The organism is Cellulomonas sp. P5_E12 (genome assembly GCF_054049315.1).
Genome location: NZ_JBFUMP010000001.1, coordinates 265,898 through 291,918 on the forward strand (window position 1 = coordinate 265,898; position 26,021 = coordinate 291,918).

The 26,021-nt window shown below is 73.0% G+C and carries 23 protein-coding genes and 1 tRNA gene; 15 read left to right on the top strand and 9 right to left on the bottom strand.

The genetic code is table 11. The annotated features are described in order from the left end of the window. Positions 1-24: 24 nt before the first annotated feature. The 7 genes from ACXJKA_RS01160 to pdxR all read right to left on the bottom strand — a co-directional run bounded on the left by ACXJKA_RS01160 (position 25) and on the right by pdxR (position 8,215). Entirely contained in the window at positions 25-714 is a 690-nt protein-coding gene (locus tag ACXJKA_RS01160) for a methionine ABC transporter permease (RefSeq protein WP_456823321.1), read from the bottom strand. After that, positions 711-1,730 carry a methionine ABC transporter ATP-binding protein gene (locus ACXJKA_RS01165; RefSeq protein WP_456823322.1) on the bottom strand — a complete coding sequence of 340 codons (1,020 nt, stop codon included), beginning with the start codon at positions 1,728-1,730 and terminating at the stop codon, positions 711-713. The genes ACXJKA_RS01160 and ACXJKA_RS01165 overlap by 4 nt, the downstream gene beginning before the upstream one ends. A 62-nt stretch (positions 1,731-1,792) precedes the next feature. Further along, positions 1,793-2,749: a MetQ/NlpA family ABC transporter substrate-binding protein gene (locus tag ACXJKA_RS01170; protein ID WP_456823323.1), complete on the bottom strand. Its 957-nt coding sequence runs from the start codon at positions 2,747-2,749 to the stop codon at positions 1,793-1,795. A gap of 386 nt (positions 2,750-3,135) precedes the next feature. Continuing rightward, positions 3,136-4,857, bottom strand: a complete 1,722-nt coding sequence (locus tag ACXJKA_RS01175; protein WP_456823324.1) for a SulP family inorganic anion transporter — start codon at positions 4,855-4,857, stop codon at positions 3,136-3,138. Positions 4,858-4,968: 111 nt separating this feature from the next. Continuing rightward, positions 4,969-5,706: a ParA family protein gene (locus tag ACXJKA_RS01180; RefSeq protein ID WP_456823325.1), complete on the bottom strand. Its 738-nt coding sequence runs from the start codon at positions 5,704-5,706 to the stop codon at positions 4,969-4,971. Positions 5,707-5,715: 9 nt separating this feature from the next. After that, positions 5,716-6,645 carry a polyphosphate kinase 2 gene (ppk2, locus tag ACXJKA_RS01185; protein ID WP_456823326.1) on the bottom strand — a complete coding sequence of 310 codons (930 nt, stop codon included), beginning with the start codon at positions 6,643-6,645 and terminating at the stop codon, positions 5,716-5,718. 88 nt (positions 6,646-6,733) lie between these two features. After that, positions 6,734-8,215, bottom strand: a complete 1,482-nt coding sequence (gene pdxR, locus ACXJKA_RS01190; RefSeq protein ID WP_456823327.1) for a MocR-like pyridoxine biosynthesis transcription factor PdxR — start codon at positions 8,213-8,215, stop codon at positions 6,734-6,736. Between the two features lie 73 nt (positions 8,216-8,288). Between pdxR and ACXJKA_RS01195 the strand changes: the two genes are divergently transcribed. Next, the gene (locus tag ACXJKA_RS01195) at positions 8,289-9,275 is read left to right on the top strand and encodes an aldo/keto reductase (protein WP_456823328.1); all 987 of its coding nucleotides are present in this window, start codon (positions 8,289-8,291) and stop codon (positions 9,273-9,275) included. Positions 9,276-9,291: 16 nt separating this feature from the next. Here the strand turns inward: ACXJKA_RS01195 and ACXJKA_RS01200 are convergent. Both ACXJKA_RS01200 and ACXJKA_RS01205 read right to left on the bottom strand, forming a co-directional pair. Then, positions 9,292-9,364: transfer RNA gene (locus ACXJKA_RS01200), tRNA-Arg, on the bottom strand. A gap of 51 nt (positions 9,365-9,415) precedes the next feature. Continuing rightward, positions 9,416-10,066: a FadR/GntR family transcriptional regulator gene (locus tag ACXJKA_RS01205; protein ID WP_456823329.1), complete on the bottom strand. Its 651-nt coding sequence runs from the start codon at positions 10,064-10,066 to the stop codon at positions 9,416-9,418. A 116-nt stretch (positions 10,067-10,182) separates the two neighbouring features. Here ACXJKA_RS01205 and ACXJKA_RS01210 point away from each other — a divergent pair, with 116 nt between their 5' ends. The 14 genes from ACXJKA_RS01210 (at position 10,183) to ACXJKA_RS01275 (ending at position 25,975) form a co-directional block, all read left to right on the top strand. Further along, positions 10,183-11,439, top strand: coding sequence for an MFS transporter (locus tag ACXJKA_RS01210; RefSeq protein ID WP_456823330.1), 1,257 nt, complete (start codon positions 10,183-10,185; stop codon positions 11,437-11,439). A gap of 30 nt (positions 11,440-11,469) precedes the next feature. Then, positions 11,470-13,152 (top strand): arginine--tRNA ligase, encoded by a 1,683-nt coding sequence (argS, locus tag ACXJKA_RS01215; protein WP_456823331.1) that lies wholly within the window; start codon positions 11,470-11,472, stop codon positions 13,150-13,152. Further along, positions 13,149-14,504, top strand: coding sequence for a diaminopimelate decarboxylase (gene lysA, locus ACXJKA_RS01220; protein WP_456823332.1), 1,356 nt, complete (start codon positions 13,149-13,151; stop codon positions 14,502-14,504). The genes argS and lysA overlap by 4 nt, the downstream gene beginning before the upstream one ends. A 134-nt stretch (positions 14,505-14,638) precedes the next feature. Next, positions 14,639-15,979 carry a homoserine dehydrogenase gene (locus tag ACXJKA_RS01225; protein WP_456823333.1) on the top strand — a complete coding sequence of 447 codons (1,341 nt, stop codon included), beginning with the start codon at positions 14,639-14,641 and terminating at the stop codon, positions 15,977-15,979. Further along, the gene (thrC, locus tag ACXJKA_RS01230) at positions 15,979-17,070 is read left to right on the top strand and encodes a threonine synthase (RefSeq protein WP_456823334.1); all 1,092 of its coding nucleotides are present in this window, start codon (positions 15,979-15,981) and stop codon (positions 17,068-17,070) included. Before ACXJKA_RS01225 ends, thrC begins: the two co-directional genes overlap by 1 nt. A gap of 8 nt (positions 17,071-17,078) precedes the next feature. Then, entirely contained in the window at positions 17,079-18,029 is a 951-nt protein-coding gene (gene thrB, locus ACXJKA_RS01235) for a homoserine kinase (protein WP_456823335.1), read from the top strand. A 278-nt stretch (positions 18,030-18,307) separates the two neighbouring features. After that, positions 18,308-20,317, top strand: a complete 2,010-nt coding sequence (rho, locus tag ACXJKA_RS01240; protein WP_456823336.1) for a transcription termination factor Rho — start codon at positions 18,308-18,310, stop codon at positions 20,315-20,317. Positions 20,318-20,415: 98 nt separating this feature from the next. Beyond that, complete coding sequence (locus ACXJKA_RS01245) at positions 20,416-21,270, top strand: PPK2 family polyphosphate kinase (protein ID WP_456823337.1); 855 nt, start codon at positions 20,416-20,418, stop codon at positions 21,268-21,270. A gap of 146 nt (positions 21,271-21,416) precedes the next feature. Next, positions 21,417-21,632, top strand: coding sequence for a 50S ribosomal protein L31 (gene rpmE / locus ACXJKA_RS01250; RefSeq protein ID WP_456823338.1), 216 nt, complete (start codon positions 21,417-21,419; stop codon positions 21,630-21,632). Between the two features lie 111 nt (positions 21,633-21,743). Then, positions 21,744-22,832, top strand: a complete 1,089-nt coding sequence (gene prfA, locus ACXJKA_RS01255) for a peptide chain release factor 1 (RefSeq protein WP_456823339.1) — start codon at positions 21,744-21,746, stop codon at positions 22,830-22,832. Beyond that, entirely contained in the window at positions 22,829-23,716 is an 888-nt protein-coding gene (prmC, locus tag ACXJKA_RS01260; protein WP_456823340.1) for a peptide chain release factor N(5)-glutamine methyltransferase, read from the top strand. Before prfA ends, prmC begins: the two co-directional genes overlap by 4 nt. Further along, positions 23,713-24,363, top strand: a complete 651-nt coding sequence (locus ACXJKA_RS01265; protein WP_456823341.1) for an L-threonylcarbamoyladenylate synthase — start codon at positions 23,713-23,715, stop codon at positions 24,361-24,363. Before prmC ends, ACXJKA_RS01265 begins: the two co-directional genes overlap by 4 nt. Next, positions 24,360-25,487, top strand: coding sequence for a glycosyltransferase family 4 protein (locus tag ACXJKA_RS01270; protein ID WP_456823342.1), 1,128 nt, complete (start codon positions 24,360-24,362; stop codon positions 25,485-25,487). The genes ACXJKA_RS01265 and ACXJKA_RS01270 overlap by 4 nt, the downstream gene beginning before the upstream one ends. Next, on the top strand, positions 25,484-25,975 hold the full coding sequence (locus tag ACXJKA_RS01275; protein ID WP_456823343.1) for a hypothetical protein: 492 nt from the start codon (positions 25,484-25,486) through the stop codon (positions 25,973-25,975). The genes ACXJKA_RS01270 and ACXJKA_RS01275 overlap by 4 nt, the downstream gene beginning before the upstream one ends. The last annotated feature ends 46 nt before the right edge of the window (positions 25,976-26,021 follow it).

Here is a 26,021-nt window from a genome sequence, read left to right on the forward strand (position 1 = left end):
ACGAGCCGATAGCTCCCGGGTCGTTCAGCGGCGCAGGACCCGCCGGGACAGCCGGTTGCCGATCGCCTGCGCCACCTGGACCAGCAGGATGATGACGAGCACGGTGATCCAGACGACCGCAAAGTTCCACCGCTTGTAGCCGTAGTCGAGCGCGAACGCACCGAGGCCACCGCCGTCCAGCGTGCCCGCGAGCGCGGACATGTCGACGATCGCCACGAAGACGAACGTGAAGCCGAGGATGAGCGGCCCGAGCGCCTCGGGGACGAGCAGGGTCAGGACGATGCGCCAGCGCGACGCACCGGTGGCGCGCGCGGCCTCGATCACGCCCGGGTCGATGGCCACGAGGTTCTGCTCGACGATCCGGGAGACGCCGAACGTCGCCGCGAACGACAACGGCACGATCATGGCGGTGCTGCCCAGCCGGGTGCCGATGAGCGCGACGGTGACGGGTGCGATGACCATGAGCAGGATGAGGAACGGGATCGGCCGGAAGACGTTCACCGCCAGGTTGGCGACGCCGAACACGCCGCGGTTGGCCAGCAGCCCGCCGCGCCGCGTGGTGTAGAGCGCGAGGCCCAGCGCGAGCCCGAACAGGCCGCCGATGAGCAGCGTCGCCGACACCATGTAGAGGGTCTCGCCCAGGGCCTCGACCAGCTTGGGCCCGTGGAAGGACCAGTCGAAGTCGTTCTCAGCCGGCAGGACAGAGCGGATCATGACGCCTCCTCGATGGTCGTGACCTCGCGCAGTCGCCCGACGATCGTCTCGACGGCGTCGTCGGGGCCGTCCAGGGCGAGCGTGAGCGAGCCGAACGACTGGTCCTGCAAGGTCCCGATGCCGCCGTAGACGATCTCGAACGTCACACCGAGCGCTCCGGCCGACGCGAGGACGGCGCCCAGGCGGCTGCCGTCCGCGATGGTGGCGGTGACGATGCGGCCGTCGTGGGCCTGGCGCAGGCGGTCCAGGTTGGCGCCGCGGGGCCGGTCGTGGATGACGGTCGACACGAAGCGCTGCGTGACCTCCGCCCGCGGCTTGGTGAAGATGTCGAACACCGTCCCGTGCTCGGCCACACGGCCGTTCTCCAGCACCGCGACGCGGTCGGCGATCGCCCGGACCACCTCGAGCTCGTGCGTGATGACGACGATGGTGACGCCGAGCTCGGCGTTGACCTTGCGCAGCAGGCGCAGCACGTCCTGGGTGGTCTGCGGGTCGAGCGCGCTGGTGGACTCGTCGGCGAGCAGGATCTTCGGCGACGCCGCGAGCGCGCGGGCGATCCCGACGCGCTGCTTCTGCCCGCCGGACAGCTGGTCGGGGTAGGAGTGCGCACGGTCCAGCAGCCCGACGAAGTCGAGCAGCTCGGCGATCCGCCGGTCGCGGTCGGCCTTGGGCCAGCCGGCGACCTTGAGCGGGAACGCCACGTTGCCGGCGACGGTCCGCGACGAGAACAGGTTGAACTGCTGGAAGATCATGCCGATGTCCCGGCGCTTGAGCTCGAGCTGGCGCTCGGTGAGCGTCGCGACGTCGGAACCGTCGACGACCAGCTGCCCGGACGTCACGCGCTCGAGGCCGTTGATCAGGCGCACGAGGGTGCTCTTGCCGGCGCCGGAGTACCCGATGACGCCGAAGATCTCGCCGGCCTCGATGGTCAGGCTCACGCCGTCGACCGCACGGATGGGGCCGCTCGGGGAGTCGAAGACCTTGCTCACGTCGCGGAACTCGATGATGGGGGACACGCGCAGCCTCTCGGGGGACGGGCGGGGGCGTCGGGGAGACGCCCCCGCCCGGGAGGGGTGGGTCAGCCGGCGGCCTTGAGGTTCGCCTCGGTGTCCTTGAGGACCTGCTGGAGCTTCGCCGCGTCGTAGCCCTCGACGATCGTGGCAGTGCCGCCCGAGGACTCCACGACGGACTTCGTCACGGACGGGTCGTGGTAGAGCTCGACGATCCGCTGGTACACCGGGTTGTCGACGTCCTCGGGGCGGGCGGCGATGACGTTGATGTACGGCTGCGCGCCGGCCGAGGAGGGGTCGTCGGCGTAGACGTAGCCGTCGAGGTCGAACCCGGCGTCGGACGCGAAGTTGTTGTTGACGACGACGCCCGCGATGTCCGGGTCGCTGATCAGGCCGGCGGTCTGCGAGGCCTCGACGGGACGCACGGCCACGGTCGACGCCGCGGTGTCGACGTCGTCGGGGGTCGGGACCTTGGGCTCGCCGGTGAAGGAGATCAGGCCGGCGCTCTCGAGCACGAACAGGGCGCGCGCCTGGTTGGTGGCGTCGTTCGGGATCGCCACCTGCTCGCCCTTGGTGAACTCGCTGACGTCCTTGTGCTTGTCCGAGTACAGGGGCAGCGGCACGATCAGCGTCGAGCCGATGGGCTGCAGGTCGTCGCCCGTGTTGTTGTTGTGGTCGGCCAGATACAGGATGTGCTGGAACGAGTTGAGGTCGATCTCGCCCTCGGTCAGCGCGGGGTTCGGCTGCGTGTACTCCGAGAACCCGACGATCTCGAGGTCGATGTTCTCCTTCGCGGCGAGGTCCTTGAGGATCGCCCAGTGCGGCTGCGACACGTCGGTCGTCCCGAGCTTGACGACCGTGGGCGCCGACCCTCCGTCGGAGGCGGCGGGCTCGTCCGACGAGCCGCGAGTGGTGAAGAACACGATCGCGCCGACGATCACCAGGACGGCGACGACGGCGCCGACGATGAGGCCGGTGCGGTTCGGGCGGTTCTTCGGGGGCAGGACGGGGACGGGCTCGGACATGGGTTCTCCTGGTGTGGACACTCGGCCGTGACGACGACGGCCGACGGGGTGGTGCGGGGGTGCGCCCTCACGACGGGGTCGCGTGGCGTGCGGGTGCCGGAGGCACGGATCGGGCGTGGACGCCCGTCAGCAGGTCAGTGCTGGGAGCGGGACCGACAGTCGCCCGGGCGCGCACACATGACGGCCGGCCCGGCGGGCTCGGCAGCCTGGGTGCGGGTCACGCGCGCGTCCATCGGTCGACCTCTCGTTGGTGCGTCGGCAGCGAGCCGACGGCCATCCGCGCCGTGAACCGGCCGGGTGGGGGAGCGTACGAGCAGCTCGACGCCCTTCGGCAGTGAAACCGACGCCTTCGTCCGCTGTCAAACGCGTACCAGATTGGGAGGGATTCACTCCTCGCGGTCGGGCGGCGTCTGCGCGCGGTGCGCCTCGACTGCGCGGTGCACGCTCCCGTGGATCCGCTCCGCGCCCAGCCGCTCGACCACGCCGTCGCGCTGCAGCGTCGCCCGGACCGCCGGCTTCACGCGCGCCAGCCGGACGGCGACGCCCGTGTCCCGCGCCAGGTCGAGGATCTCGTGGAGCGCCGCGGCGCCCTGGGCATCGACCACCGCGACGGCTCCGCAGTCGATGACGATCATGCGGGCGTCGGGCTGGGCGTCGGCGACCTCGCGCACGCGGTCCTGGACGGCGTCGGCGGTGGCGAAGAAGAGCCCGCCGTCGATGCGGATGACCGCGATGCCCGGCTCAGGAAGGTCGTCCGGGTACACGCCGAGCTCGCGGAACACCTGGGTGCCCTGCTCGCGCGCCATGAGCGGCAGGGACGGCCGCGTGGTCACCGAGACGAGCCAGAGCAGCGACAGCCCGATGCCGACGAGCACACCGGCCAGCACCCCGACGACGAGCGTGCTGACCAGCGCGGCGATCGCGATCCAGAAGTCGAAGCGCTGCACGCGGAAGAGCCGGCGGAGCCCGGCCACGTCCATCATGCCCATGACGACGGCCTCGATGATGATCGCCGCGAGCACCGCGGTCGGCAGCCCCGAGAACAGCGGCGCGAGCAGGACGAGCGTGAGCAGCACCATCACCCCGGACGTGAGCGACGCCACGGGCGACCTCGCGCCGGACCGGTCGTTCAGCGAGCTCGCCGAGAGGCTGGTGGAGACGGGCATGCCCTGCAGCAGCCCGGCGCCGACGTTCGCGGCGCCCTGCGCGAGGGACTCCTGGTCGATGTCGACGCGGTACCGGTGCCGCGCCGCGAACATGCGCGCGTCGCCGGCGGTCTGCGAGAACCCGATCATCACGAGGGCGACCGAGGCGAGCGCGACGGTCGCGGCGTTGTCGAGCAGCAGCGTCGGGTCCGGCACGACCACCGACGGCAGGCCGCGCGGGACGTCCCCGACGAGCGCGACGCCCCGCGCCCCGAGGTCCAGCAGCCACGTCGCGAGCAGGCCGCCCACCACCAGGACGAGGGCCCCGGGTACCCGGGGGGCGACGCGGCGCAGGCCGAAGACGGTGATCAGCGCGAGCGCTCCGACGAGCACGGTCGCTCTGTTGGCGTCGCCCAGCGTCCCGAGCCACGACACGAGCTCCTGCGGCGGCGTCGACCCCTCGACGCTCGTGCCGGTGATCTTGGGCAGCTCCCCGATGACGACGTCGATGGCGGCACCGAAGAGGAACCCCGTGACCACGGCACGGGAGAGGAACTGCGCGATCCACCCCATCTTCAGCACGGACAGGAGCAGGAAGATCAGCCCGGAGACCAGCGTGATCCCCGCGACGAACGGCGCGACCTGGTCGCCGACGACGCCGGCGGTGAGCACGGCGCTCGCGGCGACGGCGGCCAGGCCCGAGCTCGGCCCGGTCGAGATCTGCCGGCTCGTCCCGAAGATCGCGTAGAGGATCGCCCCGGCAGCCGCGGCGTAGAGGCCGTTCTGCAGCGGGATCCCCGCGATCCCGGCGTACCCCAGGTTCTTCGGCACGATCAGCGCCGCGACCGCGACGCCGGCCGCGATGTCCGTCCGCAGCCACGGGCGCTGGTAGCCGCGCAGGGCGCCGACGAGGGGGACGTGGTCGGACCAGTGCCGTCTCGCGGTGCCCTGGGGTGCGGTCATCGAGTCACCTGTTCCGGCGGTGGGCGATCTGTCGGTCCCACGTCTACCGCACCAGCGGGTTCGCCGCACTCATGTCTGCTGCGACACGTGCGGACGACGGCCGGGAACGCCCTACGCCTTGCGGACCTCGGCCCAGAGCTGCTCGTAGGCCTGCGCGACGCGGCTGGTCGGGTCGAAGGCGGTCACGGGCGCCCGTCGTTCGGCCATCTGCTCGACGATCGACAGGGCCGGGATCTCGGTGCTCGCGATGCGGGCGCCGTCCCGGGCGACCGAGTCGATCACGTCGCGGTGCAGCCGCTTGCGACGGTCGACCATCGAGAAGAAGGCGAACAGGCTCGGGCGCGGCTTCTCGGACTCGGCCACGAAGCCCTTCAGCTGCTCGAACGTCCGCATCGACAGCGTCGCGGGGATCAGCGGCACCAGCAGCGTGTCGGCGGCGTGCAGGACGTTCTCGGACATGAGCGAGATGCTCGGCGGGCAGTCCAGGAACACGACGTCGTAGTCGTCGGAGACGCTCGTCACCAGCTGACGCAGCCTGCGGGTGCGCTTCTTGGCGTCGTCGAGCTCGAGGTCCAGGTTGCGGTAGCTGAAGTCGGCGGGCAGCAGGTCGAGATTGTCGAAGTCGGTCGACTTGAGCGCGTCCTCGATCGGGCGCTTCCCGGTGACGAGCGCGTGCCCGCCGCCCTTGACGCGCGGGCGGACCCGGAAGATGTAGGTCGCCGCGCCCTGCGGGTCCAGGTCCCACAGCAGCGTCCGTCGTCCCTCGCGGGCCGCCAGGTGCGCGAGGTTCACGGCCGTGGAGGTCTTTCCCACGCCGCCCTTGATGTTGTACGACGCGAAAACCTTCACGGGTGCCTCTCAGTCGCCGACCGTCTGACGGCCGCGTTGGACGATCAGGGGGTCTACCTCGCCGATGACGGCCTCGTCCTTGCCCTCGTAGGAGAACTGGCTGAGGTAGTAGCGCATCGCGTTGAGCCGGGCGCGTTTCTTGTCGTTGCTGCGGATCGCGATCCACGGCGCGGGGTCGGTGTCCGTGCCCTCGAACATCGCCTCCTTCGCCGCGGAGTACTGCTCCCAGCGGTCGAGCGACTCGAGGTCCATCGGTGAGAGCTTCCAGCGGCGGACGGGGTCGATCTGCCGGATCGCGAAGCGGGTGCGCTGCTCGCGGCGGGTGACCGAGAACCAGAACTTGGTCAGGTGGGTGCCGTCGGCGACGATCAGCCGCTCGAACTCCGGGGCCTGGCTCATGAACGACTCGTACTCGTCGTCGGTGCAGAAGCCCATCACCCGCTCGACGCCCGCGCGGTTGTACCAGGACCGGTCGAACAGCACGATCTCGCCGGCGGTCGGGAAGTGCTTGACGTACCGCTGGAAGTACCACTGGCCCTGCTCGGTGGTCGTGGGCTGGGTCAGCGCCACCACGCGTGCCGCGCGCGGGTTCAGATGTTCCATGAACCGCTTGATCGTGCCGCCCTTGCCGGCCGCGTCCCGGCCCTCGAACACGACGATGTGGCGCTCGCCGTTGTCCTCCGCCCAGTACTGCAGCTTGAGCAGCTCGATCTGCAGGCGGTACTTGGCCTCCTCGTACTCCTCGCGATCCATCAGCTCGTCGTACGGGTAGTCCTCGCGCCACGTCTCGACGGCCTTGCCGCCCGGGTCGATGAGGACGGGGTCCGCCCCTTCGCCGCCCGAGACGGTGTAGCCCTCGGCCACGAGGCGATCGATGTACTCGCGGAGGTTGTCCTCTGCCCCGGGGTGGTATCCGTCGAGATCGAGTGTGGAGTCCATCGCGTCCTCCTGTCGGGGCTGGCCGCCTGCGACTGTATCGACGTTGCCCCGTGGGGACCATGCCTCCGGCGGCAACGCCTCCACCTTCTCAGGGCACCGACGGCGTCGGCCATGACTCGCGAGCTCTCGGAGCTCGTGCGCGTCCTCCGGACGACGCCGCCTCGCTGACGGCCGCGGCCACGCGGGCCACCGCCTCGTCGAGCCGCGCGTCGACCAGGTTGCCGTACCCGATGACGAGCGCCGGGGGGCGGGCCGTGGTCCCGACGCGATAGCGACCCGCCGGCACCACGCGCACGTCGCGTCGCGCGGCCAGCCTGGCCACGCGGTCCTCGTCGGCTCCGGACGGCAGCCCCAGCACGACGTGCAGTCCCGCGGCCAGGCCGGTCACGGGCAGGCCCGGCAGCCAGCGCTCGAGCGCGGCGAGCAGCGCCGCCCGTCGGCGCCGGTACCGAGCGCGGGCCGACCGCAGGTGCCGGTCGTAGCCGCCGTCGGCGAGCAGCGCGGCGCAGGCGAGCTGGTGCAGCGACGGCGGAGCGCCCGCGTCGACGTCGAGCCCCGCGCGCGCGGCGGGGACGTCGTCAGGAGGGACGAGCCATCCCACGCCGAGCCCCGGAGCGAGCGTCTTGCTCCACGAGCCCAGCAGGGCGACGCGGTCCGGCGCGAGCGCGCGCAGGGCCGCCACCGGGCGGCGGTCGTAGCGGAACTCGGCGTCGTAGTCGTCCTCGACGATCACGCCGTCGACGGAGCGGGCCCACCGGACGAGCGCCTCGCGCCGCGCCGGGACGAGCGCGGCGCCCACAGGGAACTGGTGCGAGGGGGTCACCAGCGCGGCGCGAGCGCCGGTGCGCTCGGCCGCCGCCACGAGCGCGTCGGTGTCCACCCCGTCCTCGTCGACCGGCACCGGCACCGGGTGCAGGCCGGCAGCCGCGGCGACGTCGCGCAGCCGTGGCCAGCTCGGGTCCTCGACGAGCACGGCGTCGTGGCCCGCGGCGCGCAGGGATCTCGCCAGGCGTGTCATGCCGTCCGCTGCGCCGTGCGTCACGACGACGGCGTCCGCATCGACGAGCACCGCACGCGTGACGGTCAGTCGATCGGCGAGCGCCTGCCGCAGCGAGGGCACACCGCGAGGGTCCGGCGCGACGAGGTCGCCCGGGGTCGCGGACGCGACGGCCGTGCGCACTGCCGAGACCCAGGCCGCGCGCGGCAGGTGGCGCAGGTCCGGCACGCCCGGCCCGAGGTCGAACGCGGGCCGCGGCGCGACCGCGCGGTCGGGAGCCCGGGCCGGCGTGCGGGTGGGCCACGACGTGGACGCGACGCGGGTGCCCGCGCCCGTGCGAGCCTCCAGCAGCCCCTCGGCCACGAGGCCGCCGTACGCCTGCGTGACCACCCACCGCGAGACGCCCAGGTCGCTCGCCAGTGCTCTGCTCGGCGGCACCGGGTCGCCCGGGCGGAGGCGTCCCTCGCGGACGGCGGTACGCAGGGCGCGCTCGAGCGCGACGTGGACCGGCTGGCCGCCCTCGATGGTCACGAGCGCGTCGCCGACCCACCGATTGGTCTGGTCGTCTGCCACAGAAATGGACCGTACTCCCGGTCCGCTGCGCGCCTAGCGTCGGATCTGTCACCAGATCCACGAGGAGAACACCATGCAGCAGCGCACCATCGGCTCCGGACCCACCTCCACCGACGTCAGCGTCCTGTGCCTCGGCACCATGCATTTCGGCACGCACACCCCGCGCGAGACGGCCTTCGACGTCCTCGACCGCTTCGTGGATGCCGGCGGCACGTTCCTCGACACCGCGAACAACTACGACGCCTGGGACGCCGGCGGCCACGGACACGAGAGCGAGGACGTGATCGGCGCCTGGCTGGCGTCGCGCGGGCTGCGGGACCGCGTCCGCATCGCGACGAAGTGCGGCGCCGCCAAGAAGGACCCGGCGCTGCCCCTGTCGAACACACCGCCGACGAACTTCCAGGGCCTGGCCGCCGAGACCATCCACCGTGAGGCCGCGACGAGCCTGCGACACCTGGGCGTCGACCGGATCGACGTCTTCTACGGGCACGTGGACGACCGCGACACCGCCCTGGAGGAGACCGTCGGAGCCTTCGGCAAGCTCGTGGCCGACGGGGTGATCGGCGTGCCGGGCATCTCCAACGTCACGACGTGGCGCGTCGTCGAGGCACGCGAGACCGCCGTCCGCCTGGGCGTCGAGCCGTACGGCCTCGTCCAGCAGCAAGGCAGCTACGTGTACCCGAGCCCGACGCCGTTCCGGTCCGGCTGGGTGTCCGGCGACCTGCTCGACTATGCCGCGTCCACAGGGGCCGACGGACGCCCGCCGCTCGCCGTGACCGTGTACTCGCCGCTGCACCAGGGGGCGTACACGCGTGCCGACAAGCCGCTGTTCGGCGGCGCCGACCACCCGAGCAGCCGGCGTCGGGTCGAGGTGCTGCACGAGGTCGCGCGCGACGTCGGCGCCACGGCGAACCAGGTCGCGCTCGCGTGGCTGCTCGGCGGCCCGACGCCCGTCATCCCGATCGTCGGCGCCCACTCGGTGGCGCAGCTCGACGAGTCCTTGGGCGCGCTGGACCTCGTGCTCGATGACGAGCTGCGCGCCCGGCTCGACGAGGCCTGACGAACTGCAGTGAGTGTGCCCGCGAAAGGACTCGAACCTTCGACCTTCTGCTCCGGAGGCAGACGCTCTATCCACTGAGCTACGCGGGCGGGCACACCGACCCGGGGGTCGATGCGGTGCACGACACTACCAGCCGTCGCTCACTCGCCCAGCAGGGCGGACAGGTACCGCGTGGTCTCGCTGGCGGCCCGGCCGTCGTCTCCCGCGACGATGGCCTCGACCAGGGCGTCGTGGGCGTCGTGGCCGTGGGTGTCGGTGACGAAGTTGAAGCGGATGTTCTCGCCGATCGCGTCGAGCAGGTTCTCGTAGAGGGAGACGAGGACGGGGTTGGCGGTCGCGCGGACGATCGCGCGGTGCAGGTCGAGGTCGGTGGCMACCATCGCGTCGAGGTCGCCCGCCTGGTAGGCCGTCGCGCGCTCGTCGCGACGCCGGAGCAGGCCGGCCGCGTCCGCCGCCGTGCGTCGTCGGGCGGCCAGGCGGCCGGCCTCGACCTCGAGGGCTCGGCGCACCTCGACGACGTCGCGCTGCCGGGCGTCGGCGATGTGCCTACCCATGGTCACCGCGAGCTCGGAGCGCGACAGCACGTAGGTGCCCGAGCCCTGGCGGCGCTCGAGCAGGCCCGCGTGGACGAGGGACTGCACGGCCTCGCGCACCGTGTTGCGGCCGACGCCGAGCAGGTCCACGAGGGCGGGCTCGGGCGGGATCCGAGACCCCACCGGCCACTGCTCCGACTCGATCCGGCCGCGGAGCTCGTCCACTGCGGTGTCGATCAGTCCGGTCCGTCGCGCCATCCGGTTACGCTCCGTGTCCAGGCATGCGGTGCAGTCAACACTGGCGGGTCGGCCGGCGCCAGACCCCCATACGGATGATCTGCGGGCCCGCGCCGACACCGAGCAGAGAGGTGCCCGTGCGCCCGTCGACCCCCTCGCCCGCGCCCTGGCGCGGCCGGCTCGTCGTCCTCGCGGGCATCGTCCTCGTCGGGCTCAACCTGCGCATCGCGGTGGCGGCGGTCTCGCCGATCATCGGGGTGGTCCGCGAGGACTTCGCGCTCACGGCGACGCAGGTGGGGCTGCTGGGCACCATCCCCGTAGCGGCTTTCGCGGTCTTCGGCTCGCTGGCCACGCCGCTGGCCCGCCGCCTGGGCCTCGAACCGACGATGATCCTCGCGCTCCTGCTCTCGATGAGCGGGGAGCTGCTGCGGGCGCTGGCCGACGGGGCACCGGCGTTCTTGGCGTGGTCGGTGGTCGCGCTCGGGGGCCTCGGGATGGGCAACGTCCTGCTCCCGCCGCTGGTCAAGAGGTACTTCCCCGACCGCATCGGGACGGTCACGGCGGCGTACTCCGTGGCGATGTCCGTGAGCGCGGCCGTCCCGCCCCTGGTGGCGCTGCCGGTGGCCCAGGCGGTGGGCTGGCGCGTGTCGGTCGGGATGTGGGCGATCCTCGGGTTCGCGGCCGTGGTGCCGTGGGTGGTCGTGATCGCGCAGTCCGTGTCGGCGCGCGCGCACCTGCGCAACCTGGTGCGACGGGCGCCGCGTACCGACCGACCGGCGGCGCTGGTGCGCGCGGGCGCGGAGGAGAGCCGGATCGTGTGGCGCTCGCGGCTTGCCTGGGCCCTGGTGCTGACCTTCTTCGCCAACACCACCTGCACCTACGTGCTGTTCGCCTGGCTGCCGGAGATCCTGGCCGACGCCGACCTCGGCGCCGACGTGGGCGGGCGATGGCTCGCCGTCTTCGCGATCCTCGGCCTGCCGGCGTCCATCGTCTCGCCCGTGCTCACCGCCCGGATGCGCAACCCGTACCCGCTGGTGGTCGGCTTCGTCGCGTGCTGGGTGGTCGGGCTGCTCGGCCTGATGCTCGCTCCGGCGCACGGGACGGCGGTGTGGATGGTGCTGGTCGGCATCGGCCCCGGCTCGTTCCCGATCATGCTCGCGCTCATCGGCCTGCGGTCGCGCACGCCCGCGATCGCCGTCGCGCTGTCCGGGATGGTGCAGGGCGTCGGGTACGGGCTCGCGGTCGTCGGGCCGGTCGGCATCGGCGTCCTGCACGTCGCGACGGGCTCGTGGCGGGAGCCGTTCCTCGTGCTCCTCGGCCTGGTCGGACTCCTGCTCGTGGCGGGCTGGTTCGCCTGCCGACCCACGATGCTCGGCCCGAAGCCCGCTGCCTAACCGCTCCCGGCGGCTCGGTACCCTTCTCCGGTGACTCCCGCCCAGCTCTCCGAGGCCCTCAAGGCCGCCCTCGTGCACGCCGTCGACGACGGCACGTTCGCCCTCGACCCCGCCGCGATCCCCGCGACCGTGCACCTCGAGCGACCCCGGCAGCGCGAGCACGGGGACTGGGCGACCAACGTGGCGATGCAGCTGGCGAAGAAGGCCGGCACCAACCCGCGCGCGTTCGCGGAGGAGCTGGCGCGCCGCCTGGCCAACACCCCCGGAGTGTCCGAGGTCGAGGTGGCCGGCCCCGGCTTCCTCAACATCCGGCTCGAGGCGTCCGCGGCCGGAGAGCTGGCCCGCTCCGTCGTCGAGCAGGGCGCGGAGTACGGCCAGAACGAGACGCTGGCCGGCGTCTCGCTCAACCTCGAGTTCGTCTCCGCCAACCCGACCGGCCCGCTGCACATCGGCGGCGTGCGCTGGGCAGCCGTGGGCGACAGCCTCGCGCGCGTGCTCCAGGCGTCCGGCGCGTCCGTCGCCCGCGAGTACTACTTCAACGACCACGGCGCGCAGATCGACCGCTTCTCGCGCTCGCTGCTCGCCCGCGCGCTGGGCCAGGACGCGCCCGAGGACGGGTACGGCGGCCAGTACATCAGCGAGATCGCCGAGCAGGTGGTGGCCGACGCCCTGGCCGCCGGCGAGCCCGACCCGCGCACGTTGAGCGCGAACGAGGCCAACGAAGCTTTTCGGGCTCGCGGCGTCGAGCTGATGTTCGCGGAGATCCGCAAGTCCCTCGAGGACTTCGGCGTCCACTTCGACGTCTACTTCCACGAGGACTCGCTGCACGAGTCGGGCGCCGTCGACCATGCGATCGCCCGCCTGCGCGAGCTCGGCCACATCTTCGAGGCCGACGGCGCGGTGTGGCTGCGCACGACGACGTTCGGCGACGACCGCGACCGCGTGATCATCCGGTCCAACGGCGAGGCCGCGTACATCGCCGGCGACATCGCGTACTACCTCGACAAGCGCGAGCGCGGTTTCGACCGCGTCGTGATCATGCTCGGGGCCGACCACCACGGGTACATCGGTCGCATGATGGCGGTCTGCGCCGCGTTCGGCGACACCCCCGGCGTCAACCTCGAGATCCTCATCGGGCAGCTGGTGAACCTGGTCAAGGACGGCGCACCCGTCCGGATGAGCAAGCGCGCCGGCACCGTCGTCACCATCGACGACCTCGTCGACGCCGTCGGCGTGGACGCGGCCCGGTACGCGCTGGCGCGCTCGTCGGCGGACTCGAGCATCGACCTCGACCTGGACCTGCTGACGCGCGCGACGAACGAGAACCCGGTGTTCTACGTCCAGTACGCCCACGCGCGCACGTCGAGCGTGGCCCGCAACGCGGCGGACGCCGGCGTGCGCCGCGAGGACGGCTTCGACGCCTCGCTGCTCGACCACCCGAGCGAGTCGGTGCTGCTGGGGCAGATCGCGGAGCTCCCGCGGGTCGTCGCACAGGCTGCCGAGCTGCGCGAGCCGCACCGCGTCGCGCGCTACCTGGAGGAGCTCGCCGGGTCGTACCACAAGTGGTACGACCAGAAGCGCCGCGTGGTCCCCGAGGGCGACGAACCCGTCACCGACGCGCACCGCACCCGGCTCTGGCTCAACGACGCCACCCGCCAGGTCCTCGCGAACGGGCTAGGCCTGCTCGGCGTCACCGCCCCGGACCGCATGTGAGCACCTCGATCCCCGGCGAACCCTGGTCCGCCGGTGTCGCGAGGGCGGCCGACGGCGTCGTGAGCGTCGGCGGCGTCGACGTCCGGATGCTCGCCACCGCGCACGGCACGCCCGCCTACGTCCTCGACGAGGCCGACCTGCGTGCCCGCGCCCGGGGCTACCGGCGCGCGTTCGAGGCGGCGTTCGCCGAGATCGGCGCCGGCGTCGACGTGTACTACGCGGGCAAGGCGTTCCTGTCGGTCGCGGTCGCGCGCTGGGTGCACGAGGAGGGCCTGCGCGTCGACACGGCCACGGGCGGCGAGCTCGCCGTCGCGCTGCGCGCCGGCGTCCCCGGCGCGGACATCGGCCTGCACGGCAACAACAAGTCGGACGCGGAGATTGCGCGGGCGCTCGACGCCGGGGTCGGCCGGATCATCGTCGACTCGCTGGTCGAGATCGAGCGGGTCGCCGACGCCGCCTCCGTCGACCGACCCGCGCCCGTGATGGTCCGCGTGACCACGGGCGTGCACGCGGGCGGCCACGAGTACATCTCGACGGCCCACGAGGACCAGAAGTTCGGCCTCTCGATCGCGTCGGCGCAGGGCGACAGCCCGGCCATGCGCGGACTGCTCGCGGTGCTGGCGCGGCCCGAGCTGCGGCTGCTGGGCATCCACTCGCACATCGGCTCGCAGATCCTCGACCCGTCGGGCTTCGAGGTCGCCGCGCGCGCGGTGCTGACGCTGCGCGCCCAGCTGGCCGAGCGGACCGGCGTGCTGGTCGACGAGGTCGACCTCGGCGGCGGCTACGGCATCGCGTACCTGCCCGGGGAGGTCGCGCTCGACCCCGACCGGATCGCCAAGGACGTCGCGGCCTCGGTCGCGGCGAGCGCCGCGGAGCTCGGCACGCCGCTGCCGCGGTTCGCCATCGAGCCCGGCCGCGCGATCGTCGGCCCCGCCGGCCTCACGCTCTACACGGTCGGCACGGTCAAGCCCGTCCGGATCGAGGACGGACGCACCCGCACCTACGTGTCCATCGACGGCGGCATGAGCGACAACATCCGGCCCGCCCTCTACGGGGCGCAGTACCACGCGGAGGTCGTCGGCCGGCTCGCGAGCGGCGACACCGTGCTCGCGCGCGTCGTCGGCAAGCACTGCGAGAGCGGCGACATTGTCGTGCACGAGGTGCAGCTGCCCGCCGACGTCCGCGCGGGCGACCTGCTGGCGGTCGCCGCGACGGGCGCCTACGGGCGGTCGATGGCGTCGAACTACAACCACGTCCCGCGCCCGCCGGTGGTAGCCGTCGCCGACGGGACCTCCCGGGTCCTCGTGCGCCGCGAGACCGAGGACGACCTGCTGGCGCTCGACCAGGGCTGACCGGACCCGCGCTCCCTCGACCGGTGGCTGCGCCTGCGCGTGGCGGTGCCCGACCACCCGTCGGACCACCCGTCCCGCCAGGCGGACGCACCCCTATCCTGGGTCCGCTCCCGCCCGCTCCGACTGGAGGCCCCGTGTCCTCGCCCGTGCCTGCCGCCCACCCGCCCCTGCGCGTCGCCGTCCTCGGCTGCGGCGTGGTCGGCACGGAAGTGGTGCGGCTGCTCACGACGCAGGCGTCGGACCTGGCCTCCCGGGTCGGGACGCCGCTCGAGCTGGTCGGGGTCGCGGTCCGCGACGTCGACGCCCCCCGCGACGCGATCGTCGACCGCGCGCTGCTGACTGCCGACGCCGAGTCGCTCGTCGAGCGCGCCGACGTCGTGGTCGAGGTGATGGGCGGGATCGAGCCCGCACGGAGCCTGCTGCTGCGGGCGATCGCCGGCGGCGCGTCCGTGGTCACCGCCAACAAGGCGCTCCTCGCGCAGGACGGTCCCACGCTCTACGCCGCTGCCGACGAGGCGGGCGTGGACCTGTACTTCGAGGCCGCCGTCGCCGGCGCCATCCCGATCGTGCGCCCGGTGCGCGAGTCGCTCGCGGGCGACCGCGTGACCCGCGTGCTCGGCATCGTCAACGGCACCACCAACTACGTGCTCGACAAGATGGCGTCGGAGGGCCTCGACCTCGACCAGGCGGTCAAGGAGGCCCAGGCGCTGGGCTACGCCGAGGCGGACCCGACGGCCGACGTCGAGGGGTACGACGCCGCGGCCAAGGCGGCCATCCTCGCCTCGCTCGCCTTCCACACGCGCGTGTCCATCGACGACGTGTCCCGCGAGGGCATCACGTCGCTGACGGCCGACGACGTCCTGTGGGCGCAGCGCACCGGCTACGTCCTCAAGCTCCTCGCCATCGCCGAGCGCGGGGTCATCGACGACACAGCCGGCGCGCCTGTCGAGGGCGTGCAGGTCCGGGTGCACCCCGCGCTCGTGCCGGTCGGCCACCCGCTGGCCGGTGTGCGCGGCGCCTACAACGCGGTGTTCGTCGAGGCCGAGGCCGCCGGCGAGCTCATGTTCTACGGGCGCGGCGCGGGCGGGGAGCCCACGGCGTCGGCCGTCCTGGGCGACGTCGTCTCCGTGGCCCGCCACCGCGTGCTCGGCGGCAAGGGCCCCGTCGAGTCCCGGTACGCCGAGCTGCCCGTGCTTCCCGCTTCCGCCGCGCGGACCCGGTACCAGGTCCGGCTCGAGGTCGCGGACCGTCCGGGCGTCCTCGCTCAGGTGGCCACCGTTCTCGCGTCGCACGACGTGTCGATCGAGGCCGTGCGCCAGTCGCCGGTGAAGGAGACGCCCGACGCCGACTTCGCGCGCCTGGTCATCACCACGCACGTCGCCCCCGAGCACGCGCTGCGCAGCACCGTCGACGCCATCGCCGGCCTCGACGTCGTCCGCCGTGTCGTGTCCGTCCTGAGAGTCGAGGGAGCCTGATGGCCCACCAGTGGCGCGGCGTCATCGCCGAGTACGCCGACCGCCTGCCCGCCCACGTCCAGGAGCGCATCGTCACGCTGGGGGAGGGCGGCACGCCGCTCGTCCCGTCGCCGACGCTCTCGCAGCGCACGGGCGCCGAGGTGTTCATCAAGGTCGAGGGCATGAACCCGACCGGCTCGTTCAAGGACCGCGGCATGACGACGGCGATGTCGGCCGCGGCCGGCCGCGGCGCCAAGGCCGTCGTCTGCGCGTCCACGGGCAACACGTCGGCGTCGGCCGCGGCCTACGCCACGCGCGCCGGCATGGTCTGCGCGGTGCTCGTGCCGGACGGCAAGATCGCGATGGGCAAGCTGAGCCAGGCCGTCGCGCACGGCGCCACGCTGCTGCAGGTCGACGGCAACTTCGACGACTGCCTGGTCGCCGCCCGCAAGCTGGCCGAGGCGTACCCGGTCGAGCTGGTGAACTCGGTCAACCCCGACCGCATCGAGGGCCAGAAGACGGCCGCGTTCGAGATCGTCGACGCGCTGGGCGACGCCCCGGACATCCACGTGCTACCCGTCGGCAACGCCGGCAACATCACCGCGTACTGGAAGGGCTACCGCGAGTACGCGGGCCTCGACGCCGGCGCGGAGCACACGGCCCTCGCCACGCGCACGCCGATCATGTGGGGCTTCCAGGCCGCGGGCGCCGCCCCCCTCGTCAAGGGCCACCCGATCGACCACCCCGAGACCATCGCCACGGCGATCCGCATCGGCAACCCCGCGTCCTGGCTGCAGGCCGAGGAGGCGCGGGACTCGTCCGGCGGCCTCATCGAGGCGGTCACCGACGAGGAGATCCTCGCCGCGCACCGCGTCCTGTCCGCCKAGGTCGGCATCTTCGTGGAGCCCGCGTCGGCGTCCGGCGTGGCGGGCCTGCTGCGTCTGAGCGACGAGGGTCGCGTGCCGGCCGGCGCGCGGATCGTCATCACGGTGACCGGGCACGGCCTCAAGGACCCGCAGTGGGCGCTGCGCACCCCGGACGGCGGCGACGTCGTGCCGGTGCGGATCTCGTCGGACGTGGTGTCCATCGCCACCGCCCTCGGCCTGGACTGAGGCCCGCGATGCGCCTGGGTGCGGACCACGTCCGCGTCCGCGTCCCCGCCACCAGCGCCAACCTCGGACCGGGGTTCGACGCGCTGGGCATCGCCCTCGGGCTGTACGACGAGCTCGAGGTGCGGGCGCTCGCCTCGCCGGGCGTCAAGGTGGAGGTCACGGGCGAGGGGGCCGGGCAGGTTCCCGACGACGAGCAGCACCTGGTCGTCAGCTCGCTGCGGGCCGCCCTCGACCTGGTCGGTGCGTCGCAGACCGGCCTGCACCTGGTGTGCCACAACCGGATCCCGCACGGCCGCGGTCTCGGCTCGTCCGCCGCGGCCGTCGTCGCCGGCATCGTCGCGGCCCGCGGGCTGATCGCGGACCCCGACGCTCTGTCCGACGACGTCGCGCTCGACCTCGCGGCGCGGATCGAGGGCCACCCCGACAACGCCGCGCCCGCGGTGCTCGGCGGCGCGACCCTCGCCTGGCACGACGAGCGGTTCCGGGCGGTGGACCTCGCGGTGCACGACGATCTCGCGCTGCTCGCGGTCGTCCCACCGCACCACCTCTCCACGAAGGCCGCCCGCGGAGTCCTTCCGGCGACGGTCTCCCACGCCGACGCCGCGTTCCAGGCGGGCCGGTCCGCGCTGCTGGTCGAGGCCCTCGGCCGCCGCCCCGACCTGCTGCTGGCCGCCACGCAGGACCGGCTGCACCAGGAGTACCGGCGCACGGTGATGCCGGGCTCGCTCGCGCTCGTCGACGTCCTGCGGGCCCACGGCGTCGCCGCGGTCGTGTCCGGCGCGGGGCCGACGGTCCTGGTGCTCGCGCGGCGGCTCGGGAGCACGAACCCCGCCGAGGGCGTCGTGTCGACCGACGCAGACGATGCCGTGCGTGCCGCGTTCGGCGGTGCCATGGGGGGCTGGCAGATCCTGCCGCTCCCGGTGGATCGCGAGGGCGCGACCGTCCAGCGGGTGGGTTGACCGGGTGAAGTACGCGCCGGTCGTTCACCCGGGAGGGTGGCCAAGCCGACAGTGATAGCATCGATGCGTTCCCCGGATCTCGTCCTCCGGTGGCCCGTGTCGTCAGTGACCGGCCGCCTCAGAGTGAGTAGACGATCCGGGAACGATCCAGCCCACCGTGCGCAGACGTCGTCGTACGCAGTGTGTGTGGCTCCAGCACCGTCTCGGTCACCGCGACCGGACGTCGGCCGATCCCCGTCCCATCGGGTCCCGGCCACCGACGAGGGGAAGGGTCCTTCGTGACAGACACCATCGAGCCCGCCGTGAGCACGTCCGGCGGGTCCGCCCGCGGCGCCGGGATCTCGGCGCTCCGCCTGCCCGAGCTGCAGGCGATGGCGTCCGAGCTGGGCGTCAAGGGCACGTCCAAGATGCGCAAGGGTGACCTCGTCCAGGCCATCTCGGACGCCCGCGGCGGCTCTCGGCCGCAGGCCCTCGAGCCGCGCCGTGCCGAGACCGTCGCGGTGGCCGAGGCCCCTGTGCGTCGCGGTCGCGCGCCGCGCACCGACGCGCCCCAGCTCGACCTGACGGTCGACGTCCCCGCCGCCTCGCAGGACGTCGCCCCCGCGCAGGAGCGCCCCGCACGTGCGCCGCGCGGCGACGCGCTGGCCGGCCTCGAGGCCGCGCTCGACGCCAAGCTCGCGCCCGTCGAGCACCGCGACGACCGTGCCGCGCGCGCCGCCGACGCCGTCGGGGGAGTGACCGKGGAGCGGCGCTCGCGCCGGGCCGGTCGCGGCGCCGGAGCCCCGCAGGGCGACGAGGCCGACCGCGCCCAGACCAACGGCCAGCCGACCCAGGCCAACGGCCAGGAGCGTCAGCAGCGCGACACCCAGCAGGGCGAGCGCCAGGGCAGCCAGCAGCGCGACACCCAGCAGGGCAACCGTCAGCAGGGCGGCACCGTCCAGCAGGCCAACCCGCAGCAGGGCACGCAGCCGCGCCGCGACCAGGACGAGGACGGCCTCGACGAGCGCGGCGGCCGTCGTCGGCGCTCGCGTGACCGCTACCGCGACCGTGACCGGGACCGCAAGGGCCGCGGCACGCGCGGCCGTCCAGGCCCCGGCGAGCTCGCCGGCCTGGACGACATCGAGGTCAACGACGACGACGTCCTGCTTCCCGTCGCCGGCATCCTCGACCTGATGGACAGCTACGCGTTCGTCCGCACCACGGGCTACCTGCCCAGCGCGAACGACGTGTACGTCTCGCTCAACCAGGTCAAGCGCTACGGCCTGCGCCGCGGCGACGCCGTGACCGGCGCGGTGCGCCAGCCCCGCGAGGGCGAGCAGCAGCCGCCGCAGGGCAACCGGCCCAGCAAGTTCAACGCGCTGGTCCGCCTCGACTCGGTCAACGGCCTGGAGCCGGACGGCGCCCGCGTGCGCCCCGAGTTCAACAAGCTCACGCCGCTGTACCCGCAGGAGCGCCTGCGCCTCGAGAGCGACTCCGGCAAGCTGTCGCCGCGCGTGATCGACATCGTGGCGCCCATCGGCAAGGGCCAGCGCGGCCTGATCGTCGCGCCCCCCAAGGCGGGCAAGACGATCATCATGCAGCAGATCGCGAACGCGATCACGACCAACAACCCCGAGGTCCACCTCATGGTCGTGCTCGTCGACGAGCGCCCCGAAGAGGTCACGGACATGGAGCGGACGGTCAAGGGCGAGGTCATCGCCTCGACCTTCGACCGCCCCGCCTCGGACCACACGATCGTCGCCGAGCTCGCCATCGAGCGCGCGAAGCGCCTGGTCGAGCTGGGCCAGGACGTCGTCGTGCTGCTGGACTCGCTGACCCGGCTCTCGCGGGCCTACAACCTGGCCGCCCCGGCGTCCGGGCGCATCCTGTCGGGTGGTGTCGACGCCTCGGCGCTGTACCCGCCCAAGCGGTTCTTCGGCGCGGCCCGCAACATCGAGCACGGCGGCTCGCTCACCATCCTCGCCTCGGCGCTGGTGGAGACGGGCTCCAAGATGGACGAGGTCATCTTCGAGGAGTTCAAGGGCACCGGGAACATGGAGCTCCGGCTCTCCCGCGGCCTGGCCGACAAGCGCATCTTCCCGGCGGTCGACGTCAACGCGTCGGGCACCCGCCGCGAGGAGATCCTCATGCCGCACGACGAGCTGAAGATCATCTACAAGCTGCGCCGCGTCATGGGTGCGCTCGACCAGACCCAGGCCATCGAGCTGCTCATCGGCAAGCTCCGCGAGACCAAGTCGAACGTCGAGTTCCTGCTCCAGGTGCAGAAGACGACGCCCGGCAGCGACTGACCTGACGTGCGCGCGGCCCCGTTCCCCGGTCAGGGGAGCGGGGCCGTCGTCGTCCCGCTACCGTGCACTCGTCCGCTGCGCACCCAGGAGGCGTTTCGATGGCGAAGTCGTGGAGCACACCCCCGCGCGAGGTCCTGCGCGTCAGGCCCGGGTACGACCTGGCGAGAGCGGACCTGTCCGCGACGCCCGGCTGGGAGCACAGCGAGGAGGCGGCCGACAAGCGGCTGGTCGCCGACGGGGAGCACCTGAGCGACGCGCAGGAGCGGCTCTTCGCCCAGGGCCGGGCGGGTGGCAACCGCTCGGTGCTGCTGGTCCTGCAGGGCATGGACACCGCGGGCAAGGGCGGGATCGTCCGGCACGTGCTCGGCCTGGTGGACCCGCAGGGCGTCCAGCTGCACTCCTTCGGGGTGCCGACGGAGAAGGAGCGGTCGCAGCACTATCTCCAGCGCATCCGCGAGGCGCTGCCCAGCGGCGGGCACATCGGGGTGTTCGACCGGTCGCACTACGAGGACGTGCTGGTGGTGCGCGTGAACAAGCTGGTGCCGCCCGAGGTGTGGGAGCCGCGGTACGACGAGATCAACGCGTTCGAGCAGGAGGTCGTCGACTCGGGCACGGTGATCGTCAAGGTGGCCCTGCTCGTCTCGCCCGAGGAGCAGAAGGCCCGGCTGCGCGAGCGCCTGGAGCGCCCGGACAAGTACTGGAAGTTCAACCCCGGCGACATCGACGAGCGGGCCAAGTGGCCGGCGTACCGGGAGGCGTACCAGGCCGTCCTCGACCGCACGAGCACGGACCACGCGCCGTGGTACGCGGTGCCGGCGGACAACAAGTGGTACGCCCGGCTGGCGGTCGGGCGCCTGCTGCGCGACGCGCTCGAGGGCCTGCACCTCGGCTGGCCACCTGCGGACTTCGATGTCGAGGAGGAGCTGGCCAGGCTCGACGCGCAGGCGTTCTGAGCGGCGTGACGCACCTCATGGGGCGAGCGCCGCGGGATGATTTCGGGCGGTCCCGCTGTTCTGGCACAATGGTTCGCTGGTCTGCGGTTCACCGGCGCCGTCTCGCGCGTCCGGACCCGGAGACATCCACCCGAGGAGAAGTTTTCGTGAAGGCTGACATCCACCCCGCGTACGTCCTGACCGAGGTCACCTGCACCTGTGGCAGCACCTTCGTCACGCGTTCGACCGTGACCTCCGGCAAGATCCACGCCGACGTCTGCAGCGCCTGCCACCCGTTCTACACGGGCAAGCAGAAGATTCTCGACACCGGTGGCCGCGTGGCCCGGTTCGAGGCGCGCTACGGCAAGAAGGCCGCCAACTAGCACTCCCGCAGCGCCGGTGCCCGGCGCGGACGACCGCCCTCCATGGCGGTGTCCGCGAGGGCACCGGCGCTGCGTCGTTGTCGGAGCCCGATCGAGCCAGAGGACACGAGGATGAGCGAGGCATTCGCCGCCGCCGAGCCGCTGCTCGCCGAGCACGCGCAGATCGAGGCTCAGCTGGCCGACCCCGCGGTGCACGCTGATGCGGCGAACGCGCGCAGGCTGGGCCGCCGGTACGCCGAGCTCGGCCGGGTCGCGCAGGCGTACACCGCGTGGCGGGCGGCGGCCGACGACGCCGACGCCGCGGCCGAGCTGGCCGAGGTCGACGAGAGCTTCGCCGCCGAGCTGCCCAGCCTGCAGGAGGCCGCGAACGCAGCGTCCGCCCGGCTGCGCGAGGTACTCATCCCGCGCGACCCCGACGACGCGCGGGACGTGATCCTCGAGGTCAAGGCGGGGGAGGGTGGCGAGGAGTCCGCCCTGTTCGCCGCGGACCTGCTGCGGATGTACACGCGGTACGCGGAGAAGATGGGGTGGGCCACCCAGCTGCTCGGCGCCACCGAGTCGGACCTCGGCGGCTACAAGGACGCCCAGCTGGCGATCAAGGCCCGCGGTACGGTCGCGCCCGAGGACGGCGTCTGGGCGCACCTGAAGTACGAGGGCGGCGTGCACCGCGTCCAGCGGGTCCCCGTCACCGAGTCGCAGGGCCGCATCCACACGTCCGCGGCCGGCGTCCTGGTGTTCCCCGAGGCCGAGGACGAGGCCGAGGTCGCCATCGACGCGAACGACCTGCGCATCGACGTGTACCGCTCCTCCGGCCCGGGCGGGCAGTCGGTCAACACCACCGACTCCGCCGTCCGCATCACGCACCTGCCCACGGGCATCGTCGTGTCCATGCAGAACGAGAAGTCGCAGCTGCAGAACCGGGAGGCCGGAATGCGGGTGCTGCGCGCCCGGATCCTGGCCGCCCGCCAGGAGGAGGCCGCGGCCGCCGCGAGCGAGGCCCGCCGGTCGCAGGTCCGCACGGTCGACCGCTCGGAGCGCATCCGGACGTACAACTTCCCGGAGAACCGCATCGCCGACCACCGCACGGGCTACAAGGCGTACAACCTCGACACCGTCCTGGGCGGCGAGCTGGGGCCCGTGCTGCAGTCCGCGATCGACGCCGACGAGGCCGCCCGCCTGGCCGCGGCGGGCGACTCATGACCGGACCCGACATGCGCGCGCTGGTCGAGGGTGCGACGCGGCTGCTCGCCGAGGCCGGCGTGCCATCGCCGCGGCACGACGCGACGGCGCTGGCCGCGCACGTGCTCGGGCGGGAGCGGCTCGAGCTCGCGGTGGCGCCGCTGGTGCCGGACGGCTTCGCGGAGAAGTTCGCGGGCCTCGTCGAGCGGCGCCGCCTGCGCGAGCCGCTGCAGCACCTCGTCGGCACCACCGGTTTCCGCTACCTGACCCTGCTGGTCGAGCCGGGGGTCTTCGTCCCGCGGCCGGAGACCGAGGTGGTCGCGCAGGTCGCGATCGACGAGGCGGCCCGGCTCACCGACCCGCTCGTCGTCGACCTGTGCTGCGGCGCCGGCGGCATCGCCGTGGCGGTGGCCACCGAGGTTCCCGGCGCGCGGGTCGTCGCGGTGGACCTGTCGCCCGAGGCCGTGGACCTCACGCGGCGCAACGCCGAGCACAACGGCGCGACCCTGCGCGTCGAGCACGGCGACGTCGCCGACCCGACGCTGCTGAGCGAGCTCGACGGCACGGTCGACGTGCTCGTCGCCAACCCGCCCTACATCCCGCCGGACGCCGAGCCGGTGGATCCCGAGGTGCGCGACCACGACCCCGACCTCGCCCTCTACGGCGGTGGCGTCGACGGCCTGGAGGTGCCGCGCGCGGTCCTGCGCGCCGCCGCGCGGCTGCTGGTCCCGGGCGGGCTGCTCGTCATGGAGCACGCCGAGGTGCAGGACGCCGCCGCGCGCGCCGACGCGCTCGCCATGGGCGCGTTCGTCGACGTCGAGTCCCGCCCGGACCTCACCGGCCGCCCCCGGATGCTCGTCGCGCGCCGGGACCCTCGCCTCCACGTGACAGACTCGGCGCCGTGAACGACCGGATCACCCCCGCGAGCGACCCCACGACCTGGGGCCCCGCGCTCGACGAGGCGGTCAACGCCCTGTCGCGCGGCGGCCTCGTCGTGCTGCCGACGGACACGGTCTACGGGATCGCCGCCGACGCCTTCACCCCGCCCGCCGTGCAGGCGCTCCTCGACGCCAAGGGCCGGGGCCGACAGATGCCCCCGCCGGTGCTCATCCCGGACGTGCGCACGCTCGACGGCCTGGCCACCGACGTGCCGGCGGGCGCGCGAGCCCTGGCCGAGGCGTTCTGGCCGGGCGGGCTGACGCTCATCGTCCGCGCGCAGCCGTCGCTCGCCTGGGACCTGGGGGAGACGCGCGGCACGGTCGCGCTGCGCGTCCCCGACCACGAGACCGCCCTGGCGCTGCTGCGCCGCACGGGTCCGCTCGCGGTCTCCAGCGCCAACACCACCGGCTCGCCCGCGGCGGTCACGGCCCAGCAGGCGTACGACCAGCTCGGCGAGTCCGTCGCGGTCTACCTCGACGGCGGCGACGCCCCGGGCCAGGTCGCCTCGAGCATCGTCGACGCCACGGGTGCCACGCTGCGGCTGGTCCGGGCCGGCGCGCTGAGCCTCGAGCAGCTGTGCGAGGTCACCCCCGTCGAGGGGACCACCGCGTGAGGGTCTACCTGCTCGCCCTCATGATCTCCGCGACGGTCGCGTACCTGATGACCCCCGTGGCCCGGTGGTGCGCGCTGCGCTGGGGGGCGATCACCGCGGTCCGTGACCGCGACGTGCACGCCATCCCGACGCCGCGGCTGGGCGGCATGGCCATGTTCGCGGGCATCCTCGTCGCGATCATCATGGCGAGCCGGCTGCCGTTCCTCGCCGGCGTCTACTCCAACCCGCGGCCGCTCGTCGGCATCGTGGGCGGCGCCGCGATCGTGTGCGCACTGGGCGTCGCCGACGACATCTGGGACCTCGACTGGCTGACCAAGCTCATGGGTCAGGTGCTCGCGGGAGGGTTCCTGGCCTGGCAGGGCGTGCTCGTCTACCAGCTGCCGACGGGCAGCATGCCGACCCTCGGCTCGACCCGGATGGCGATGTTCCTCACGGTGCTCACCGTGGTCATCGCCATGAACGCCGTGAACTTCGTCGACGGCCTGGACGGGCTCGCGGCCGGGGTGCTGGCCATCGGCGGGACGGCGTTCTTCCTCTACGCGTACCTGCTCACCGAGGGCGCCAACCCGGGCGCCTACGCGAACGCCAACCTGGCCACGCTGGTGCTCGCCGTGCTGGTCGGCGCGTGCATCGGCTTCCTTCCGCACAACGTCTACCCGGCGCGCATCTTCATGGGCGACTCGGGTGCGATGCTGCTCGGCTTCGTGTTCAGCGCCGCGGCCATCGTGGTCACGGGGCAGATCGACCCGGAGCAGGTGCTCCAGCGGCAGCGTTTCCCCGCGTTCCTGCCGATGCTCCTGCCGTTCGCGGTGCTGCTGCTCCCGCTGCTCGACATGGGGCTGGCGATCGTCCGCCGCGTCGGCGCCGGCAAGTCGCCGTTCCACCCCGACCGCATGCACCTGCACCACCGGATGCTGCAGCTCGGCCACTCCCACCGCCGGGCCGTCGCGATCATGTACGTGTGGACCGCGGTGTTCGCCTTCGGGGTCGCCGCCCTCGTCCGCTGGTCGACGACCGTGGTGCTCATCGCCTTCGGCGCAGCCGTGCTCGCCGCCATCCTGCTGACGCTCGGACCGCTGCGCGGCCGGGCCGCCACACCGCCTCTGGAGGCTGCACCACGATGAGCACCACCCCCGCGACCCCGTCGTCGACCGACCTCGTCTTCCGCCAGGCGCTGCGCGACATGCTCCTGCTGCTCAGCGTCCTCACGGTGGCCGGCGTGCTCGTCGGCTACCTCGTCGACGGCCTGCCCGGGGTCTGGGGTGCGCTCATCGGCGTCGGCGTCGCGCTGCTGTTCTCGGGGACCACCGTGATCTCGGTCCAGCGCACCACGCACTCGGCGCCCGCGACCATGATGGCGGTCATCCTCGGCGCCTGGCTGGTGAAGATCATCGTCGTGATCGTGCTGCTCGTGGCGCTCAAGCCGCTCGACTTCTACAACCCCCAGGTGCTGGCCATCGTCATGCTTCTCGGGGTCATCGGGTCGGCCGTCCTGGACGCCCGCGCGGTGTCGCGCGGACGGGTCGGTTACTTCGAGCCGGCGGCGGGTCAGGCACCCTCTCAGGGGCCGTCGGGCAACGCCGGGGCGGGTCCGGACCAAGCCGGTTCATAGGTTAGGCTTCCTCCCATCCAAGACGGCCCGACGCCGTGCTCGTGCC

Bases quoted from the DNA above. Each gene is read 5' to 3' on its own strand.
- prmC (WP_456823340.1), top strand. From the start codon at position 22,829: ATGACCGGACCCGACATGCGCGCGCTGGTCGAGGGTGCGACGCGGCTG.
- ACXJKA_RS01175 (WP_456823324.1), bottom strand. From the start codon at position 4,857: ATGACCGCACCCCAGGGCACCGCGAGACGGCACTGGTCCGACCACGTC.
- ppk2 (WP_456823326.1), bottom strand. From the start codon at position 6,645: ATGGACTCCACACTCGATCTCGACGGATACCACCCCGGGGCAGAGGAC.
- ACXJKA_RS01245 (WP_456823337.1), top strand. From the start codon at position 20,416: ATGGCGAAGTCGTGGAGCACACCCCCGCGCGAGGTCCTGCGCGTCAGG.
- thrB (WP_456823335.1), top strand. From the start codon at position 17,079: ATGCGCCTGGGTGCGGACCACGTCCGCGTCCGCGTCCCCGCCACCAGC.
- prfA (WP_456823339.1), top strand. From the start codon at position 21,744: ATGAGCGAGGCATTCGCCGCCGCCGAGCCGCTGCTCGCCGAGCACGCG.
- ACXJKA_RS01170 (WP_456823323.1), bottom strand. From the start codon at position 2,749: ATGTCCGAGCCCGTCCCCGTCCTGCCCCCGAAGAACCGCCCGAACCGC.
- ACXJKA_RS01195 (WP_456823328.1), top strand. From the start codon at position 8,289: ATGCAGCAGCGCACCATCGGCTCCGGACCCACCTCCACCGACGTCAGC.
- ACXJKA_RS01275 (WP_456823343.1), top strand. From the start codon at position 25,484: ATGAGCACCACCCCCGCGACCCCGTCGTCGACCGACCTCGTCTTCCGC.
- ACXJKA_RS01160 (WP_456823321.1), bottom strand. From the start codon at position 714: ATGATCCGCTCTGTCCTGCCGGCTGAGAACGACTTCGACTGGTCCTTC.